The following is an 18,842-nucleotide window of genomic DNA, read 5'->3' on the forward strand; positions in this document are numbered from 1 at the left end:
CTCTGCGGCGTCCGGGTGAGAGGGTCCGGGCGCACAGGACTCAGCCGGAGATTCTGCCAGACCTGACCGGTCCGGGCTAAATCGGGCGGCGGGACGGCCCTCAGGCGACCACACGACCCCGCAGCACCACCCGGGCCGGCGTGCGCAGCACGGAGAGGTCCTCGAGCGGGTTGCGGTCGAGGACCACGAAGTCGGCGGGTGCGCCCTCGTCGAGCCCGGCGTTCCAGCCGAGCCAGGCGCGGGCCCGCCAGGACGCTGCCCCGAGGACGTAGTCGGCGGGCAGCCCCAGGTCGACCATGGCCTCGATCTCGCCGGCCAGCTCGCCGTGCCGGGCGACGCCGCCGCCGTCGGAGCCGACGTACAGCGCGACGCCCGCCTCGTAGGCCGACATCAGCGTCTCGCGCCGGCGGGCGTAGAGGTCCTCCATGGTCGCGGCGTAGTCGGGGAACTTCTCCCGGCCGGCGTCGGCGAACCCGGGGAACTTCGCGGTCTGCATCACCGTCGGCACCAGCGCGACCCCGGCCGCGGCCATCTGCTCGACCTGGTCGACCGCGAGGCCGGTGCCGTGCTCGATGCAGTCGATGCCGGCGTTGAGCAGGCCCTGGAGGACGTCGGGGCCGAAGCAGTGGGCGGTCACCCGGGCGCCGGCCTCGTGGGCGGCGGCGATGGCGGCGGCGAAGGCGTCCTCGGGGAACGACGGCGCCAGGTCGCCGGTCTCGCGGGAGATCCAGTCCCCCACGAGCTTGACCCAGCCGTCGCCGGCGCGGGCCTCGCGGGCGACGTACGCCGTGAGGTCCTCGGGCTCGACCTCGTGGGCGTAGTTGCGGATGTAGCGCTTCGTCCGCGCGATGTGGCGCCCCGCCCGGATCAGCCGCGGGAGGTCCTCGCGCTCGTGCACCCAGCGGGTGTCGGCCGGCGAGCCGCAGTCGCGCAGGAGCAGCACGCCGGTGTCGCGGTCCAGGACGGCCTGGCGCTCGACCTCGTCGTCGCCGACCGCGCCGTGGTCCTCGAGACCGAGGTGGTTGTGGGCGTCGACCAGGCCGGGGACGATCCAGCCGCTGCCGGCCAGCTCGGAGCCGGCCTGCTTCTCGTAGGTGACGCGACCGTCCACGACGTACAGCTCACGCGTCTCCCCGTCGGGGAGCACCGGACCGCTGAACCTCAGGACAGTCATGCCGGAGGACGATAGTCCGTCACGTTTCCGTTGTCCGGAGGCCGGTGCAGCAACAGAAACGTGCCGGACTATCCCAGCTGGTCGAGCAGCCAAGAGGGGCTCAACGCCATGGCGCCCACGCCCTCGCACCGCGCCCGCAGGAACCGGTCGGCGGTCACCACCGTGACCCGGTCGCCGCGCTCGGCGGCCGCGCGGGTCTCGGCGACGATCGTCTCGTCGCCGCTGCCCTGCGCGTGCACCACCCGGACGTGGCCGTCCCGGCCCGCCTTCACCCCGCCCTTGGCGGCACCCTCCAGCACCAGCACGATCACGTCGTACGGCGTGTCCGCGACCAGCAGCCCCTCGTGGAGGCGGCGGGCCGCACCGGCCCGGTCCTTCCACCAGCCGTCGGGGCGGGAGCCCACGACGTTGGCGGCGTCGACGACCAGGGTGGTCACTTCAGGAACTTGGAGAAGTCCTTGGGCAGGTCCAGGGCCGCGGCGGCCTTCTCGTAGTCGATGTCCTCGGTGGGCTGGCCGAAGGGGTTGGCCGAGGCGGCCTTCTCCTTCTCCGCGGCGGCCTGCTGGGCGGCCTTGGCCGGGTTGCCGGAGCGCTTGGCCCCCTTGCCCTTCTTGGGCTGCGCCTTGGTCTTGCCGCGCTTGCCGCCCATGCCGGGCATCCCCGGCATGCCGGGAATCCCGGGCATGCCGCCGCCGCGCGCCATCTGCATCATCATCTTGCGGGCCTCGAAGAACCGGTCGACGAGACTGTTGACGTCGGAGACCTGGCGGCCCGAGCCCTTGGCGATGCGGGCCCGGCGCGAGCCGTCGATCATCTTGGGGTTGGCGCGCTCGGCCGGCGTCATCGACTGGATGATCGCCTGGATCCGGTCGATCTCGCGCTCGTCGAAGTTCTCGAGCTGCTCGCGGAACTGCCCCATCCCGGGCAGCATCCCCATGATCTTCGACATCGAGCCGAGCTTGCGGACCTGCTGCATCTGGTTGAGGAAGTCGTCGAGCGTGAACTCGCCGCCCTGGCCGCTCAGCTTGGCGGCGGCCTTCATGGCCTCGTCCTGGTCGAAGGCCTTCTCGGCCTGCTCGATCAGGGTCATCACGTCGCCCATGTCGAGGATGCGCGAGGCCATGCGGTCGGGGTGGAAGAGGTCGAAGTCGGTCATCTTCTCGCCCGCGGAGGCGAACATGACCGGCTTGCCGGTGATCGAGGCGATGGACAGCGCCGCACCACCGCGGGCGTCGCCGTCGAGCTTGGTGAGGACGACGCCGTCGTACCCGACGCCGTCGAGGAACATCTGGGCGGTCGTGACGGCGTCCTGGCCGATCATCGCGTCGACGACGAAGAGCACCTCGTCGGGCTGGACGGCGTCGCGGATGTCGGAGGCCTGCTGCATCAGCTCGGCGTCGACGCCGAGGCGGCCGGCCGTGTCGACGATGACCACGTCGTGCAGCTTGCGCTTGGCCTCCTCGACCGAGGCGCGAGCGACGGCGACCGGGTCGCCGACGCCGTTGCCGGGCTCGGGGGCGAAGACCGGCACGCCGACCCGCTCACCGTTGACCTGGAGCTGCTTGACCGCGTTGGGGCGCTGGAGGTCGGCCGCGACGAGGATCGGGGTCTTGCCCTGGTCCTTGAGCCACAGGGCCAGCTTGGCCGCGAGCGTCGTCTTGCCGGCGCCCTGGAGGCCGGCGAGCATGATGACGGTCGGGCCGGTCTTGGCGTAGCGCAGCCGGCGGGTCTCGCCGCCGAGGATGCCGACGAGCTCCTCGTTGACGATCTTGACGATCTGCTGGGCGGGGTTCAGCGCCTGGCTGACCTCCTCGCCGCGGGCGCGTTCCTTGACCGCACCGACGAACTCCTTGACGACCGGGAGCGCGACGTCGGCCTCGAGCAGGGCGATCCTGATCTCGCGGGCGGTCGCGTCGATGTCCGCCTCGGAGAGGCGGCCCTTCCCCCGGAGGTTCTTGAAGGTGTCGGCGAGCCGGTCGGAGAGAGTGGCGAACAAAGAGGCGTCCTCGTCGAAGAGTGGGTCAGTCGAGGGCCAAGACTACGTGACGTCCTCGCCGGTCAGCGCGGCGCGGACGGCATGCGCCGCCTGGGCGGCCCGGTCATCGTGGAGGGCACCGGCCGAGGACTCCTGCAGGTAGAACACGTCGACGGCCTGCGGACCGAGGGTGTCCACGTGTGCACTGCGTACGGCGATCCCGAGCCGCGCGAGCGCCGCGCACACGAGGTAGACGACCCCGGGCCGGTCGGCCGCGCGCACCTCGAGCACCGTCGCCTGCGCGGAGGCCTCCGGCCGGACCGCGACGCTGGGCGCCAGCACCTGGGCGTCGGCCGGGCGCAGTCGCCCCGCCGCGTCGAGCCGGCCCTCGACGATCGCCTCGAACCGCTGCCGCAGCACCGCGGCGTCGAGGTGCTCGTCGGCGGTCTCCCACACGACCACGCCGTACTGCTCCTGCGCCCAGGCCCGCGCGGCGCGCACCGGGGCCCGCTGCAGGGCGAGCATCGCCGCCATGTCGGCCATCAGGCCGACCCGGTCCAGCGCCACGACGGTGACCCGGGAGCCGTCCTCCGCGGGCTCGACGCGCACCGACACCCCGCCCTTGCGCACGTCCTTGGGGATGTCCACGACCTCGTCGGGGACGTCGGGCTGGGCGAGCCCGGTGTCCATGACCGCCCGCGTCCGGCGTGCCAGGTCGCGGATCAGGCCGGAGCGCCAGGTCGACCATGCCTTGGGCGAGGTGGCCCGGGCGTCGGCCTCGGTGAGCGACGTCAGCAGCGAGAGCGCCTCGACGCTGGGCATCCGGGACGCGACCAGGTCGACGGTGGCGGGGTCGTCGGGGTCGCGGGTGGTCGCGGTCTCGGCGAGGAGCAGGTGCCAGCGCACCAGGGTCGCGACCAGCTCGACCGAGGACTCCTCGAAGCCCATCCGGGTCGCGATGTCCCGGGCCAGGGGCTCCCCCGCCACGCTGTGCTCGGTCAGGCTCCCCTTGCCGATGTCGTGCAGCAGCGCGGCGACCATGAGGACGTCGGGGCGCGAGACGTTGCGGATCAGGGTCGAGGCCTCGATGCAGGTCTCCACGACGTGGCGGTCGACGGTGTACCGGTGGATCGCGGAGGCGTGCGGCAGCAGCCGGATCCGCTCCCACTCCGGGAGGATCCCGCTCAGGGCCCCGGTCTCCTCGAGGGTCTCCCAGACCGGGAGCAGCCCGCGGCCGGAGGCGAGCAGCCGGACGAGCAGCTGCCGGGCCTCGGCGGGCCACGGCTCGGGCAGCGCGGGGCACTCCCGGACCAGGCGGGCGGCCGTGGGCGGGGCGAGGACGGCGTCGTGCTCCGCGGCGGCCGCGCAGGCGCGCAGGAGCAGCAGCGGGTCGTCGGCGGCCTTGACCTTGCCGTCGAGGACCACCTCGCCCGAGGAGAGCGCGACGCCGTGCGCGAGCGGTGACAGGGAGGGGCGACGGGCGCCCTTGACCGAGACGGGCCGGGACAGCACGCCGTCGACGCGACGCCAGGTGAGCCGGGAGAGGTGGGTGATCCGTCGTCCGAGCTCGCGCACGTGCACCTGCGCGGCGCGGGCGTCCGCGACGCCGAGCTCGGTCGCGAGGTCGGACCACATCTCTGGGGCGATCCGGTCGGTCGCCCGGCCGGCGCGGCCCTGGACCAGGTCGCGCACGTCCAGGAGCGACTGCCGGCAGCGCTCGAGCTCCACGTGCGGCACGTCCACCAGCCACGTCGCGACCAGCGCCTTGAGCACGGTCGCGTCGCGCAGTCCGCCCTCGGCCTCCTTGAGGTCGGGCACGGACAGGTGGGCGAGCTCGCCGATCAGGTCGTGGCGGGAGCGCACCATGGCGTGCAGCGCCGGCAGCCGCTCGCGGGACTGCCGACGCCAGTTGGCCAGCATGGTGGTGCGCAGGCGCAGGGTCAGGTTGGGGTCACCGGCGAGGTGCCGGAGGTCGAGCAGCCCCAGGGCGACCTTGAGGTCCCCGTCGGCCGCGGCCACCATCTCGGGCAGCGTGCGGACCGAGTGGTCGAGCTTGGACCCGGAGTCCCAGAGCGGGTACCAGACCTTCTCGGCCACCTCCCCCAGCGCGACGCCCTCGTCGGAGACGAGGACGACGTCGAGGTCGGAGTGCGGCGCCAGCTCCGAGCGCCCGTAGCCGCCCACCGCCACGAGCGCCGCGCCGACCTCGGGTCCCCCGCAGTCGTCGTACGCCGAGGCGCACAGCGCATCCGCCGCGGCGGTGCGCTGCGCGCGCTCGGTGGCGGTCATGGGTCAGGTGCCGCGTCAGATGGCGGCGTCGTCGCGGTCGCCGGTGCGGACCCGCACGACGGAGTCGACCGGCGCGACCCACACCTTGCCGTCACCGATCCGGCCGGTGGCGGCGGTCCGCACGATCGCGTCGACGATGGCGTCCACGTCGGCGTCGGCGACCACGATCTCCAGACGGATCTTGGGGACGAGCGCGATGTCGTACTCCGCACCGCGGTAGACCTCCGTGTGCCCCTTCTGGCGGCCGTAGCCGCTCACCTCGGACACGGTCATGCCGGTGACGCCCACGGTCTCGAGCGCGACCCGGGTGTCCTCCCACTTGTGCGGCTTGATGACTGCGGTGACCAGCTTCATCGAGTTTCCTCCCGTACGTTCAACACTCCGGTCCCCGACGAGCGGGCGCCCGCGGTGGCATGCAGGTCGTAGGCGGTCTCCGCGTGCACGACGAGGTCGATCCCGTTGATCTCGTGCTCCTCGTCGATGCGGAAGCCCATGAACCTCTGCACGACGAGACCAAGGATGCCCGACATCACGAACGCGTAGGCGAGCACCGCGCCACCGCCGAGCAGCTGTTTGCCGAGCTGGTCCACGCCACCGCCGTACAGCAGCCCGTCGACGCCGGTCGGGGCGGCCGCGGTGGCCAGCAGCCCGATGCCGAAGGTGCCCACGAGACCCCCGACGAGGTGGACGCCGACGACGTCGAGGGAGTCGTCGTAGCGGAAGCGGTACTTCAGGCCGACGGCCAGGGCACAGACGCCACCGGCGACGGCGCCCATCACGATGGCGCCGACCGGGGTCAGCGAGCCGCAGGAGGGGGTGATCGCGACCAGGCCGGCCACCATGCCCGACGCGGCGCCCAGCGAGGTGGCGTGACCGTCGCGGAAGCGCTCGAGGAGGAGCCAGCCGAGCGCACCGGCGGCGCCGGCGAGGAGCGTGGTGGTGAAGACGACCGCGGCGGCCTGGTTGGCGCCCAGGGCGGAGCCGGCGTTGAAGCCGAACCAGCCGAACCACAGCAGGCCGGCGCCCAGCATCACGAGCGTCAGGTTGTGCGGACGCATCGGGTCCTTGCCGAAGCCGACCCGGTGACCCAGCACGACCGCGAGGGCCAGGCCCGAGGCTCCGGAGCAGATCTCGACGGCGGTGCCACCGGCGAAGTCGACCAGGCCGACCCGGTTGGCCAGCCAGCCGCCGACGTGGTCGCCGGAGGAGAAGTCGAAGACCCAGTGCGCGACCGGGGCGTAGACGACGAGGGTCCACAGCGAGACGAAGACCATCCAGGAGCCGAAGCGGGCCCGGTCGGCGATCGCCCCGGAGACCAGCGCGCCGGTGATCACGCAGAAGAGGCCCTGGAAGACGGCGAAGAGGATCACCGGGACCGTCGAGCCGCCGTTGCTGTCCGGGGACATCAGCTGGCCGAGGCCGGCGTACTGCGTCGGGTCGCCGAGCAGGCCGAGGCCGACGTCGTCGCCGAAGGCCAGCGAGTAGCCGACCAGGACCCACAGGACGGCGATCGCGGCCAGCGCGCCGAACGTCATCATCATCATGTTCAGCACGCTCTTGGACCGGACCATGCCGCCGTAGAAGAGGGCCAGGCCGGGGGCCATGAGCAGCACCAGGGCGCTGGAGGCGAGGAGCCAGGCGGTGTCGCCGGTGTCCAGCGAGGGCGCGGCGAGGAGGACGGTCGCGGCGGGGGTCATGGGCGCCCACCCTCGCCAGCGGCTGTTACGAGCGCGCTGCCCGATTGTTTCAGGCATGTTAACGACCCGCCTCTCCCGTGTGAGATGAGTCGGGTCGGACCCTCCCGGCGGCCGGCTCGGCGTACGTGCCGACCGCCGGGAGATCAGTCAGAGTGCTGCTTCGTCGCGGTCGCCGGTGCGGACCCGGACGACGGTCTCGATGGGGCTGACCCACACCTTCCCGTCCCCGATGCGGCCGGTCTGGGCGGTCTTGACGACGATGCCGACGACGTCCTCGGCGTCACCGTCGTCCACGACGATCTCGATGCGGATCTTGGGGACCAGGGCGATGTCGTACTCCGCCCCGCGGTAGACCTCCGTGTGACCCTTCTGGCGGCCGTAGCCGCTGACCTCGGAGACGGTCATGCCCGTCACCCCGAAGGTCTCGAGGGCCTCACGGACGTCCTCCCACTTGTGCGGCTTGATGACCGCGGTCACGAGCTTCATGCGTTCACCCCTTCGGTGACGGTGCTCTTGGCCAGGACGGAGGTCGACGAGCCGCTGCCGCCGCCGCCGAAGCCGCTGTGCAGGTCGTAGGCCGCCTCACCGTGCTGGTCGCTGTCGATGCCCTCGACCTCGGACTCGGCCGTGACGCGCCACCCGATCGTGTACTTGATGAGCAGGGCGATGACCGTGGTCAGCACACCGGTCCACACGACCGTGAACAGCGCGGCGAGGGTCTGGTGGCCGAGCGACGTCAGGCCGCCGCCGTAGAACAGTCCGTCGATGCCGCCCGGGGCGGTCGAGGTGGACACGAAGCCGATCAGCAGGGTGCCGACGAGACCACCGACGAGGTGGACGCCGACGACGTCGAGCGAGTCGTCCAGGCCGAACTTGAACTTCAGGCCGACCGCGGCGGCGCAGGCCATGCCGGCGACCGTGCCGACGATGATCGCGCCGACCAGGTTCACCGCCCCACAGGCGGGAGTGATGGCGACCAGGCCCGCGACGATGCCGGACGCGGCGCCGAGCGAGGTGGCCTTGCCGTGCAGGATCCGCTCCATCAGCAGCCAGCCGAGCATCGCGGCGCAGGTGGCGATCGTGGTGTTCATGAACGTCACGCCGGTCTCGCTCTGGAACTGCGCGGAGAAGGCCTCCGGGCTCGCCAGCGAGTCGCTCGTGAAGACGATGGAGCCGACGTTGAAGCCGTACCAGCCGAACCACAGCAGGCCGGCGCCGATCATGGTGAGCGTCAGGTTGTGCGGCTTCATCGGCTCCTTCATGAAGCCGACCCGCTTGCCGATGATCAGCGCGAGCACACCACCGGCGATACCGGCGTTGATGTGCACCACGGTGCCACCGGCGTAGTCCTGGGCGACCCAGTGGCTCGCGAGCCACCCGCCGGCCCAGACGTTGTGGGCGATCGGGAAGTAGCACAGCGTCAGCCAGATCGGGACGAACACGATCCAGGACGACAGCTTGACGCGGTCGGCGATGGCGCCCGAGATCAGCGCGACCGTGATGGCTGCGAACGTGAGCTGGAAGAGCACGTAGATGTAGTTGATGTGCGAGACGCCGTCGAGCCCGAACATGTCGAACGGGTTGGCGATGAGCTTGCCGTTGGCGTTGCCGGCGCCGTCGGCGCCCCAGCCCTCGGACCAGCCCCACAGCACGAACACGATGGCCGCCACCGCGAAGGCGGCGTACGACATCATCATCATGTTCAGGACCGACTTGGAGCGGGTCATGCCGCCGTAGAAGAGCGCCAGGGCCGGAACAGTCATCATCAGGACGAGAGCCGTCGCCACCAGCATGAAGGCGTAATAGCCGTCCACAGAACCTCCAGGAGTTGCCAGTTTCGAGACGTTTCCCCTGGTCGACTGCTCTGTCTACGAGGTTCGCATCCCACTTGCCGGCAACACTCCGGTGAGGAGGTTTCACCGCTCGTGTCCCTGTGTTGCGGTCAGGAAACGAGTTCCGCCCCTGTGTTACTTCCGTGTGAACGGGATCTCAAGGCCGAGTCGGCGCACCTGGCGGCTGGCTCAGCCGAGGAGGGCGTCGACGAACGCCCCGGAGTCGAACGGCGCGAGGTCGTCGGCACCCTCGCCGAGCCCCACGAGCTTGACCGGCACGCCGAGCTCCCGCTGGACGGCGACCACGATGCCGCCCTTGGCGGAGCCGTCGAGCTTGGTCAGCACGATGCCGGTGACGTCGACGACCTCGCTGAAGACGCGGGCCTGGATCATGCCGTTCTGGCCCGTGGTGGCGTCCAGGACGAGCAGCACCTCGGTCACGGGCGCCTGCTTCTCGATGACGCGCTTGACCTTGCCGAGCTCGTCCATGAGGCCAGCCTTGTTCTGGAGGCGGCCGGCGGTGTCGACGATGACGGTGTCCACGCCCCGGTCCACGCCCTCCTTGACCGCCTCGAAGGCCACGCTGGCGGGGTCGGTGCCCTCCGGGCCGCGGACGACCTCGACGCCGACGCGCTCGCCCCAGGTCGCGAGCTGCTCGACGGCGGCGGCGCGGAAGGTGTCGGCGGCACCGAGCACGACGGAGCGGTCCTCGGCGACGAGGATGCGGGCGATCTTGCCGACGGTGGTGGTCTTGCCGGCGCCGTTGACGCCCACAACGAGTACGACGCCGGGCTTGCCGTCCGCACCGCTGACCTGCAGGCGGCGGTCCATGGTCGGGTCGACGAGCGCGAGCAGCTCCTCACGGAGCACGCTGCGGGCGTCACCCGCGTCGGAGCCGTCCACGCGGAGGCGGGTGCGCAGCTTCTCGACGAGCTGCTGGGTGGGAGCGACGCCGATGTCGGCGGTCAGCAGGGTGTCCTCGATGGACTCCCAGGTGTCCTCGTCGAGCCGGTCGCGCGAGAGCAGCGCGAGCAGGCCGCGCCCCAGGGTGCCCTGGGAGCCGGACAGGCGCTGACGGAGCCGGACGAGTCGGGAGGCGGTGCCCTCGGGCTTCTCCAGGACCGGGGCCGCGGGCTCGACCTCGACGGGCGCCGGGGGCGCTGCAGCGGTCGGCCGCTCGGTCGGTGCCTCGGTCGGAGGCGCGATGACGTCGGTGCCGCCGCGCGGCGGCTCGACGCGACCGCGCCGGGAGCTCACCAGGAAGGTGACTCCGAGGCCGATGAGGGCCACGGCAACCACGCCGATGAGGACGAACAGCACCAGGAGTGTCATGGCGCAATCCAATCAGAGAGCCGCTGCTCCCCCGGCATCGCGCAGGGAGGCGGCCGGCGTCAGGAGGCGCGGTCGGCGGCGGGGCGCCACCCGCCTGCGGGCTCGGCCTGCTCGGGCGCGGTGTTGTCGATCGTGGGGGCGGCCTCGACGGCCTTGGTCATCGCCTCGCCCAGCCAGGGCGCGTTGGGGACCTCTTCCCCGCGGTGCGGGAAGGCCACGTAGGTCACGACGAGCCCGGCGAGCGCCAGGATCACGAGCATCACGACGATGATGACGAGCACGGTGGGTTCCTCCCGGGGTGGGTCACAGGTGTCTTACCCCGTGGCCCACGCTGTCACACCCGTGGTGACGTGCCGGATCAGGGAGTCCGGTGCAGGGGCTCCACTGCGGCGCGGATCACGTCGGGCATCGGGGTGACCGGCCGGGCCGGGTCGGTGTTGTCGACGTAGACGTGGACGAACCGCCCCTCGGCGGCCGCCTCGTCGCTGTCGCCCTGGAAGAGCCCGATCCGGTAGATCACCGACGAGGTGCCGACTTTGTCGACCACCATCCCGGTCTCGATGGGCGCCGGGAAGCCGATCTCGCGGAAGTAGCGGCACGACGTCTCGGCCACGACCCCGATCTGCGGAAGCCGCCGGACGTCCAGCCCGGTCGCCTCGTAGAGGTGGGCGTTGACGGCGGTGTCGAAGAGCTCGTAGTAGGTCGCGTTGTTGAGGTGGCCGTAGGCGTCGTCGTCGCGCCAGCGCGTGGTGACGGTGCGCCAGGCGACGTAGTCGGCGCGGGTGGGGCGGGCGGACATCAGGCTGGTTCCGCCTCGCGGAGCCGCTGGCTGATGACGGCCGAGACGCCGTCGCCGCGCATGGTGACGCCGTAGAGCGCGTCGCCGACCTCCATGGTCCGCTTCTGGTGGGTGATCACGAGCAGCTGGGAGTTCTCGCGGAGCTCCTCGTAGATCTCCAGCAGGCGGCCGAGGTTGGTGTCGTCGAGCGCGGCCTCGACCTCGTCGAGGATGTAGAACGGCGAGGGGCGCGCCTTGAACAGCGAGACGAGGAAGCAGACCGCCACGAGCGAACGCTCGCCACCGGACAGCAGCGAGAGCCGCTTGACCTTCTTGCCGGCGGGGCGGGCCTCGACCTCGATGCCGGTGTTGAGCATGTCGTCGGGCTGGGTGAGGACCAGGCGGCCCTCACCGCCGGGGAAGAGCCGCGCGAACGTCGCGTCGAAGGCGCGGGACACGTCGGCGTAGGCCTCGGTGAAGACCTGCTCGACGCGGTCGTCGACCTCCTTGACGATGTCGAGGAGGTCCTTGCGGGTCTTCTTGAGGTCCTCGAGCTGCTCGGTGAGGAACTTGTGCCGCTCCTCCAGCGCCGAGAACTCCTCGAGGGCGAGCGGGTTGACCTTGCCGAGCATGGCCAGGGCGCGCTCGGCCGTGCGGAGCCGCTTCTGCTGCTCCTCGCGGACGTAGGCGACCGGCTCGGGGAAGGTGCCGTCCTCGTCGGGCGAGGTGGCCGGGACGAGCTGGTCGGGGCCGTAGTCGGCGACCAGGCCCTCGGGGTCGAGGCCGAGCTCCTCGAGGGCACGCTCCTCGAGCTGCTCGATGCGCATCCGCTGCTGGGTGCGGGCCATCTCGTCGCGGTGGACGGAGTTGACCAGCTCGTCGTGCTCGCGGCCGAGGTCGCGGAGCCGGGCGCGGACGTCGAGCAGCTCCTGCTCGCGGCCCTGCCGGGCCTGCTCCACGGCGGTCCGGGCCTCGGTGGCGCGGTGGATCGAGACCTCGAGCCGGCCGAGCACGAAGCCGACGGCGACGCCGACGGCCTCGGCGGCGCGGCCCTCGCGGAGCAGCCGCTCACGACGCTCGGCGGCCTTGGCGCGGGCCTCGCGCTCGGCGCGGGCGGCACGCACGAGGGAGTCGGCGCGGCCGTGCAGGGCACGGGCGCGCTCCTCGGAGGTGCGCAGGGACAGGCGGGCGTCCATCTCGGCCTGGCGGGAGGTGCGGGCCTCCTCGACGAGGCGCTCGCGGTCGGCGGTGTCGGGCTCCTCCTCGGAGACGTCCTCCGCGCGGGCGAGGCGCTCCTCGAGCTCGGCGAGGCCGGCGAGGTCCTGGTCACGGGCCGCCTGGGCCTTCTCGATGGCCGCGGCGACCCGCTCGGCCTCGCCGCGGGCGGCGCGGGCCTGGGAGCCGTACTGGCCGAGCTCCTCGGCCACCGCGGCCAGCGTGGCGTCGGACTCGTGCAGCTTGGCCAGCGCCACGTCGACGCGCTTCTGGGCGTCGAGGCGCTCGGCCTCGAGGCGGGACATGTCGAAGCCGAGCCGCTCGGAGGCGGCGATGGCCTCGGCGAGCTGGGTGGCGGCCTCGTCGACCGCGGCCTGGATCTCGATGAGGCTGGGCTGCTTGGAGGAGCCGCCGGAGGCGAAGTGGGCGCCGAGCACGTCGCCCTCGCGGGTGACCGCGGTGACGTCGGGGAGCTGGGCGACGAGGAGCTGGGCGTCCGCGAGGTCGTCGACGACCGCGACCTTGAACAACAGCCGGGCCAGTGCGCCGCCGAGGGCGTCGGGGCACTCGACCACGTCGACGGCGTACGTCGCGTGGCCCGGGAGGCCCGGCCAGTCGCGGTCGGCGTCGCCGGCGCCGCCGAGGATCAGGCCGGCCCGACCGAGGTCGTCGTCCTTGAGGTGCCCGATGGCGGCGATCGCGGCGTCGGCGTCCTGCACGGCCACCGCGTCGGAGGCCGACCCGAGCGCGCCGGCGACGGCGGCCTCGTAGCCGGCGCGGACCGAGAGCAGCGCGGCGACCGAGCCGAGCAGGCCGGAGACCTGGTCGCTCGCGGCGAGCAGCGCGCCGGCGCCGTCCTTGCGGTTGAGGCCCATCTCGAGGGCGTCCTTGCGGGCCGCGAGCGTGGACCGGTCGCGGTCGGCCTGCTGGGCCTCGTCGCGGGCCTTGGCGAGCCGCTCCTCGATGTCGTCGAGCAGGCCGCTGGCGGCCTCGTGCTCTGCGTCGAGGCCCTCCTCGCCGGCGTCGAGCCCGGCGACCTTGGTCTCCAGCGCGGTGAAGTCGCGCTGGGCGCGCTCGGCACGACGAAGGGCGTCCTCGCGGGCCACGCCCAGTCGGCCCACCTCGTCGTCGGCGGCGGCTGCACGGGACTTCAGGGCGTTGACCTGGCCGTGCAGGCGGGCGAGCCCCTCGCGGCGGTCGGCGGCAGCCCGCTGGAGGCCGGCGACGCGCCGCTCCTCCTCGGCCGCGGCCTCCTCGGCGCCGCGGCGCGCGGTGACGGCCAGCTCGAGCGCCTGGCGGTGGGCCTCGACCTCGGCGCCGATCTGCTGTTCCTGCTGGCGGACCCTCTCGGCCTCCGCCTCGAGCTGCTCGGGGTCGCGCCCGGAGTGCTGCTCCTCGGAGTCGCGGGTGCCGGCGGCGTTGCGGACCCGCTCGGCGGCCAGCGACTGGGTGCCGCGCAGCCGCTCGCGCAGGCCCGACAGGGCGAACCACGTCTCCTGGGCGGCGGCCAGCGCCGGCAGGTCCTCGCGGAGCGCGGCCTCGAGGGCGGCCTCGGCCTCCCGGGTGCGCGCCAGGGCTCCCTCGACCTCCTCGCGCCGCTGGAGCAACACGGACTCGTCGGCCATCTCCTGCTCCAGCGAGGTGCGCGCCGTGGCCAGGTCGTCGGCCATCAGGCGGGCGCGGGCGTCGCGCACGTCGGCCTGCACGGCCGCGGCCTTGCGGGCCACCTCGGCCTGGCGGCCGAGTGGCTTGAGCTGGCGACGGATCTCGCTGAGGAGGTCCGAGAGGCGGGTGAGGTTGCCCTCGGTGGAGTCGAGCTTGCGGAGCGCCTTCTCCTTGCGCTTGCGGTGCTTGAGGACGCCGGCGGCCTCCTCGATGAAGCCGCGGCGGTCCTCGGGGGTCGCGTGCAGGATCGAGTCGAGCTGGCCCTGCCCGACGATCACGTGCATCTCGCGGCCGATGCCGGAGTCGGAGAGCAGCTCCTGGACGTCGAGCAGGCGGCACGAGCTGCCGTTGATGGCGTACTCGGACCCGCCGCTGCGGAACATCGTGCGGCTGATCGTGACCTCGGCGTACTCGATGGGGAGCGCCCCGTCGGAGTTGTCGATGGTCAGCAGCACCTCGGCGCGGCCCAGCGGGGGGCGGCCGGAGGTGCCGGCGAAGATGACGTCGTCCATCTTGCCGCCGCGCAGCGACTTGGCGCTGGCCTCGCCCATGACCCAGGCGAGGGCGTCGACCACGTTGGACTTGCCCGAGCCGTTGGGGCCCACGATGCAGGTGATGCCGGGCTCCAGCTGCAGCGTGGTGGAGGAGGCGAAGGACTTGAACCCCTTGAGGGTCAGGCTCTTCAGGTACAACGCGGGCTCCTCACATCCTCGGACCCACCGGGGGTGGTCGGTCCGTGCACGACACTGCATCGATGGCTGCATGGTTCACAGCCACGAGGGGGAAGCCCGGTGACGGGTACAGCGCCGCTCACCCTACCCGGCGGCGCCCCCGGTTCAGGGGAGGCTCGAAGGACTGGTGCCGACCGGCTCCTCGTCGGCGTGGGCGATGTGGGTGAGCTGGCGCCAGATCAGGACGACGAAGACGGCCGACCCGACGAAGGCGAACCAGAACGGCGCGGTCACGCCCCACTGCCGCGCGATCACGCCGCCGATGCCGGAGCCGATCACGAGGCCGCCGAAGACGCCGACGCCGTTGACGGCCCCGACCCGTCCCTGGAGGTCGGTCGGCACGGCACGCTGGCGGACGGTGATCGAGGTGGTCCCCCAGATGAACGCGTGGGCGCCGAAGACGAAGAAGATCACCAGGGCCACCCACGGGACGGTCGTGAGCGCGAGGAACAGGTGCGTGAAGGTCTCGATCACCAGCCCGATGCGCATGATGTTGCCGAGGCTGACCCGGGCCGTGATCCACGTGTAGGACAGCGTGCCCGCCAGGCCGCCGACGGCCGAGACCGTGGTGAGCAGGCCGAAGCCGACCGCGCCCATGCCCAGGTGCACCGTGGCGTAGAGCACCAGCACCGACCAGGCGGCGCCGAAGGTGATGTTGAAGGTGAAGATCGTGAGCACCAGCGTGCGGACGGCCGCGTGGTGCCAGACCCAGCGGAATCCCTCGGCGATGTCCTCGCGGATCCTGGTCGGCGTCTCGGTGGCCCGGCCGTGCTCGGGCAGCACCACGCGCGAGACGAGCAGTGCGCCCGCCGCGACCAGCACCGCCTGGGTCAGGAACGGCGTGGACATCCCCGCCGCGAACAGTGCGGCGCCGATCGGCGGCCCGGCCAGCTGGTTGACCGTGATGAAGCCCGTCTGGAGGCGCGAGTTGGCCACGGCCAGGTCGTCGCGGGCCACGATCATCGGCAGCAGCGTCTGCGAGGTGTTGTCGGCGAACACCTCGGCCGTGCCGAGCAGGAACAGCCCGAGCAGCACGACGGCCACCGACACCGTGCCGGTGATGACCGTGAACCCGATCAGCACCAGCACGACCGCACGGAGCAGGTCGACGGTGACCACGATGGCGCGGCGGTCGAGCCGGTCGGACAGCGCGCCGGCGTACAGCCCGAAGAGCATCGGCGGCAGCCACTGCAGCAGCGCCGCGAGCGCGACGACGAAGGGGTCGTGCGTCTGGGAGGCGACCAGCAGCGGGCCGGCCGCGATGGCGATGCCGTCGCCGAGGTTGGAGATCCACGAGGAGGCCAGCAGCCACCGGAACCCGCTCCCGAGGCGCGACGGGACGACGGCTTCGACCAGGCTGCTCACAAGCAGGAAACCCTAGCCCCGAGCGGCCAGGGTTTCCTCCGGTTTTCGACTCAGGCGCGCGTGCGCTGGCGGCGGCGCACACCGATGGTGAGGGCCATCGCCGCACCGACCAGCCCGATCGGGACGACGCCGTCCTGGGCCCGGTCGACCAGCGTGCTGTCGGGGACGACGGAGGTGGCCGGCCGGGCGCCGATCCCGTCGCCGGGGAGGTCGACGGCGTAGACGTCGAGGCCGCGGACCAGGTCGATCGCGTAGGCGACGTTGCTCTTGGCGCCGGTCTGGTGGCCCTGGGCGTCGTAGACGGGGACCCACATGGTGTCCCAGACCTCCGAGGAGCCCCACACGGCGTAGCCGTAGGACTTCAGGTGCCGCGGGTCGCGCGCGTCGACGAACTGCGTGCCGCCGCCGTAGAAGCCGACCGCGACGATGCCGCTGGGGTGGAAGTCGAACCAGTGCGAGGAGCAGAAGGCGCCCTGCGGCAGCGGGAAGTCGCCGAGGTCGGAGAGCTCCACCTTGTCCAGCGGGACGATCGCCGACGGGGTGCCGTCGAGCCGCTTGACCCACCAGGTCTGGAAGGACCCGGCCTGGGTGCAGTCGGTCTGCTCGTAGTCCTCCTCGGTCGTCAGCAGCACGTTGCCGTGCGCGAACGACGGCGAGGCTCCCGCCTTGAACGCCCGCGCGTTGGGACGGAAGGAGTTGTGCTCGATGAAGTTGTTCCAGCCGGGGTACGCCGGGTCCTTGCCCTTGCCGGCCAGCCCGGTCGTGGTGACCAGGTGCGGCTTGGCAGGGTTGTCGGTGCTCCAGATCGAGGCGCCGTTCCAGCCGGTGTGGGTGCCGTAGCCGGCGGCGTCGAAGTTCCACTTGTGGCCCGCGGTCGGCGACCAGAACGGCTGCACGCCCTCCTCGCCGGGCTTCGCGTCGACCTCCTGGGGGTGGTCGAGGTCGCGCAGGTCGAAGATCGAGAAGTGGTTGCCCTCGCCGGCCGAGTAGACGTAACGGCAGTTGGCCGACGTCACGCAGGCCACCGTGTGGGTGCTCGTCGTGCCGGGCGCGCGGGAGCGGATCACGGGGTTGGTCGGGTCGGTGACGTCGACGACGATCATCTCCCCGCCCCCGACGTTGGAGTGCTGGATGTCGCCCGGCGAGGACTGCACCGAGTCGACGCCGATCAGCGCGAAGCGCGCGATGCCGTCAGCCGTGCGGCGCTCGCCGCAGTTCATCGCCTCGTTCTCGAACAGCACGTTGGGCAGCACCCCGACCAGCGCGGGGTGGGCGGCGTCGGTGACGTCCCAGACCCGGACCGAGTCGGCGCCGCTGGTCACCAGGACCGGCGCGGTGCGCATGAAGCACCCCGAGATGCCGACCTGGGAGGGGTTGGCCGACAGGTGCGTGACGTTGGGGCTCGAGAGCAGCGTGCTGCCCGTGCCCGGCACGAGTGCCGTCTGGTTGCCGTGGGGTGCCGTGTGGTCACCGTGGGCAGACGCCGGAGCGGCGACGCCGACGGCGGCACCCAGCGTGAGCGTGGCAGCGAGCGAGGCGAGGAGGCGCATGACGCTCCAACGGCGCGAACGCCGGATGGTCACGCGCGCAGCTGGCCTAGGCGGGCTGCATCTCCTGAAGTGCTGCGGACTCGAGGTCGAGCAGCTGGGCGGCCTGGGAGGCCGTCAGCCGGTCGTTCTCCTCGCTGAGCCGGAGCACGAGCGACTCCAGCTCGCCCACGCGCGCCCGCAGCCGAGCATTCTCGGCGGTGAGACGAGCCGGGGTCCGCAGGTCGCTGTTCATGTAGCCGATCAGCGCCTTGGCCATGGACAAGCCTTCCGAGGGGAGGGACAGCACGCGGTAGCGGGCCGTCTTCAAGAGTCCCACCAGAGCGGCGTCCGGTCAATCCGCGGTCGGCAAATGCTGGGGTACGGGCCGGCGGGCCGCCGGCGTACGGCGGGTGCGCGGGACCGGCTGGCAGACCGGGCAGAAGTACGACGACCGGTTCATGAACGCGACCCGGCGGATGGGTGTGCCGCACCGGTCGCAGGGCTCGTTCTCGCGCCCGTAGGCGTGCAGCGAGCGGTCGAAGTAGCCCGACTCTCCGTTGACGTTGACGTAGAGGGCGTCGAAGGACGTGCCGCCCTGGCCGAGGGCGTCGGTCATGACGGTGCGGGCGTGGCCGAGCAGCTCGCGGACCTGGGTCGCGGTCAGCCGCTCCCCCGGCCGCTCGCCGTGCACGCGGGCCCGCCAGAGCGCCTCGTCGGCGTAGATGTTGCCGACGCCGCTGACGAGGTTCTGGTCGAGCAGCTGGCGCTTGACGCCGGAGGCACGCGTGCGGACCTTGCGGACGAACTCGTCGTCGTCGAACTCCGGGTCGAGCGGGTCGCGGGCGATGTGGGCGATCTCGGGCGGGAGCACGGCTCCGCCGGCGGAGACCGACAGGCCGCCGAACATCCGCTGGTCGACGAAGCGGAGCTCGCGGCCCTCGGCCGCGCCCGCCAGCGCAAGTCGGACCCGGAGGTGCCGCTCGTCGGGGGCCTCGGGCGGCTGGACCAGCATCTGGCCGCTCATGCCGAGGTGGCCGAGCAGGGCGTCGCCGTTGTCGAGGGGCAGCCAGAGGTACTTGCCGCGGCGACGGGCGGCCTCGATCCGGCGCCCGGTCAGGGCGGCGGCGAACCCGGCGGGACCGCGCAGGTCGCGGCGCACCGGCCGCGGGTGGAGCACGTCGACGCGGGTGATGGTGGCGCCGAGGACGTGGCGTTCGAGGCCGGCGCGGACGACCTCGACCTCGGGCAGCTCGGGCACGG

The 18,842-nt window shown here is 72.3% G+C and carries 16 protein-coding genes; all 16 read right to left on the minus strand.

From position 1 onward, the window contains the following. Positions 1-100: 100 nt before the first annotated feature. Positions 101-1,174 (minus strand): amidohydrolase family protein, encoded by a 1,074-nt coding sequence (locus EJF31_RS19455; protein ID WP_125038813.1) that lies wholly within the window; start codon positions 1,172-1,174, stop codon positions 101-103. Between the two features lie 68 nt (positions 1,175-1,242). Then, on the minus strand, positions 1,243-1,611 hold the full coding sequence (locus EJF31_RS19460; protein ID WP_125038814.1) for a hypothetical protein: 369 nt from the start codon (positions 1,609-1,611) through the stop codon (positions 1,243-1,245). Next, positions 1,608-3,170, minus strand: coding sequence for a signal recognition particle protein (gene ffh, locus EJF31_RS19465; RefSeq protein ID WP_125038815.1), 1,563 nt, complete (start codon positions 3,168-3,170; stop codon positions 1,608-1,610). Before ffh ends, EJF31_RS19460 begins: the two co-directional genes overlap by 4 nt. A 42-nt stretch (positions 3,171-3,212) precedes the next feature. Further along, positions 3,213-5,438 carry a [protein-PII] uridylyltransferase gene (locus EJF31_RS19470; protein WP_125038816.1) on the minus strand — a complete coding sequence of 742 codons (2,226 nt, stop codon included), beginning with the start codon at positions 5,436-5,438 and terminating at the stop codon, positions 3,213-3,215. A 15-nt stretch (positions 5,439-5,453) separates the two neighbouring features. Further along, positions 5,454-5,792 (minus strand): P-II family nitrogen regulator, encoded by a 339-nt coding sequence (locus tag EJF31_RS19475; RefSeq protein WP_125038817.1) that lies wholly within the window; start codon positions 5,790-5,792, stop codon positions 5,454-5,456. Continuing rightward, a complete protein-coding gene (locus EJF31_RS19480; protein ID WP_185736356.1) occupies positions 5,789-7,135 on the minus strand; it encodes an ammonium transporter in 1,347 nt (448 codons plus the stop codon). The genes EJF31_RS19475 and EJF31_RS19480 overlap by 4 nt, the downstream gene beginning before the upstream one ends. 147 nt (positions 7,136-7,282) lie before the next feature. Next, entirely contained in the window at positions 7,283-7,621 is a 339-nt protein-coding gene (locus tag EJF31_RS19485) for a P-II family nitrogen regulator (RefSeq protein ID WP_125038818.1), read from the minus strand. Then, positions 7,618-8,949, minus strand: a complete 1,332-nt coding sequence (locus EJF31_RS19490) for an ammonium transporter (RefSeq protein WP_221767666.1) — start codon at positions 8,947-8,949, stop codon at positions 7,618-7,620. Before EJF31_RS19490 ends, EJF31_RS19485 begins: the two co-directional genes overlap by 4 nt. 207 nt (positions 8,950-9,156) lie before the next feature. Further along, positions 9,157-10,299, minus strand: coding sequence for a signal recognition particle-docking protein FtsY (ftsY, locus tag EJF31_RS19495; protein ID WP_125038819.1), 1,143 nt, complete (start codon positions 10,297-10,299; stop codon positions 9,157-9,159). A 59-nt stretch (positions 10,300-10,358) separates the two neighbouring features. Further along, positions 10,359-10,580 (minus strand): hypothetical protein, encoded by a 222-nt coding sequence (locus tag EJF31_RS19500; RefSeq protein ID WP_125038820.1) that lies wholly within the window; start codon positions 10,578-10,580, stop codon positions 10,359-10,361. A 77-nt stretch (positions 10,581-10,657) separates the two neighbouring features. Further along, positions 10,658-11,098 carry a thioesterase family protein gene (locus EJF31_RS19505; protein ID WP_125038821.1) on the minus strand — a complete coding sequence of 147 codons (441 nt, stop codon included), beginning with the start codon at positions 11,096-11,098 and terminating at the stop codon, positions 10,658-10,660. After that, a complete protein-coding gene (gene smc / locus EJF31_RS19510; protein ID WP_125038822.1) occupies positions 11,098-14,649 on the minus strand; it encodes a chromosome segregation protein SMC in 3,552 nt (1,183 codons plus the stop codon). The genes EJF31_RS19505 and smc overlap by 1 nt, the downstream gene beginning before the upstream one ends. A gap of 144 nt (positions 14,650-14,793) precedes the next feature. Further along, entirely contained in the window at positions 14,794-16,053 is a 1,260-nt protein-coding gene (locus EJF31_RS19515; RefSeq protein ID WP_125038823.1) for an MFS transporter, read from the minus strand. Between the two features lie 50 nt (positions 16,054-16,103). Continuing rightward, on the minus strand, positions 16,104-17,603 hold the full coding sequence (locus EJF31_RS19520; protein ID WP_125038824.1) for a hypothetical protein: 1,500 nt from the start codon (positions 17,601-17,603) through the stop codon (positions 16,104-16,106). A gap of 46 nt (positions 17,604-17,649) precedes the next feature. Further along, the gene (locus tag EJF31_RS19525; protein WP_125038825.1) at positions 17,650-17,859 is read right to left on the minus strand and encodes a hypothetical protein; all 210 of its coding nucleotides are present in this window, start codon (positions 17,857-17,859) and stop codon (positions 17,650-17,652) included. 75 nt (positions 17,860-17,934) lie between these two features. After that, positions 17,935-18,840 (minus strand): bifunctional DNA-formamidopyrimidine glycosylase/DNA-(apurinic or apyrimidinic site) lyase, encoded by a 906-nt coding sequence (gene mutM, locus EJF31_RS19530; RefSeq protein WP_125038826.1) that lies wholly within the window; start codon positions 18,838-18,840, stop codon positions 17,935-17,937. Between the last annotated feature and the right edge of the window lie 2 nt (positions 18,841-18,842).

Source organism: Nocardioides sp. LS1 (assembly GCF_003865225.1).
Lineage (GTDB): Bacteria > Actinomycetota > Actinomycetes > Propionibacteriales > Nocardioidaceae > Nocardioides > Nocardioides ginsengisegetis.

What these genes read in the sequence shown, in the direction of transcription:
- EJF31_RS19470 (WP_125038816.1), bottom strand. Translation starts at nt 5,438, where the DNA reads ATGACCGCCACCGAGCGCGCGCAGCGCACCGCCGCGGCGGATGCGCTG.
- EJF31_RS19475 (WP_125038817.1), bottom strand. Translation starts at nt 5,792, where the DNA reads ATGAAGCTGGTCACCGCAGTCATCAAGCCGCACAAGTGGGAGGACACC.
- ftsY (WP_125038819.1), bottom strand. Translation starts at nt 10,299, where the DNA reads ATGACACTCCTGGTGCTGTTCGTCCTCATCGGCGTGGTTGCCGTGGCC.
- EJF31_RS19520 (WP_125038824.1), bottom strand. Translation starts at nt 17,603, where the DNA reads ATGCGCCTCCTCGCCTCGCTCGCTGCCACGCTCACGCTGGGTGCCGCC.
- EJF31_RS19485 (WP_125038818.1), bottom strand. Translation starts at nt 7,621, where the DNA reads ATGAAGCTCGTGACCGCGGTCATCAAGCCGCACAAGTGGGAGGACGTC.
- EJF31_RS19525 (WP_125038825.1), bottom strand. Translation starts at nt 17,859, where the DNA reads ATGGCCAAGGCGCTGATCGGCTACATGAACAGCGACCTGCGGACCCCG.
- EJF31_RS19480 (WP_185736356.1), bottom strand. Translation starts at nt 7,135, where the DNA reads ATGACCCCCGCCGCGACCGTCCTCCTCGCCGCGCCCTCGCTGGACACC.
- EJF31_RS19455 (WP_125038813.1), bottom strand. Translation starts at nt 1,174, where the DNA reads ATGACTGTCCTGAGGTTCAGCGGTCCGGTGCTCCCCGACGGGGAGACG.
- EJF31_RS19505 (WP_125038821.1), bottom strand. Translation starts at nt 11,098, where the DNA reads ATGTCCGCCCGCCCCACCCGCGCCGACTACGTCGCCTGGCGCACCGTC.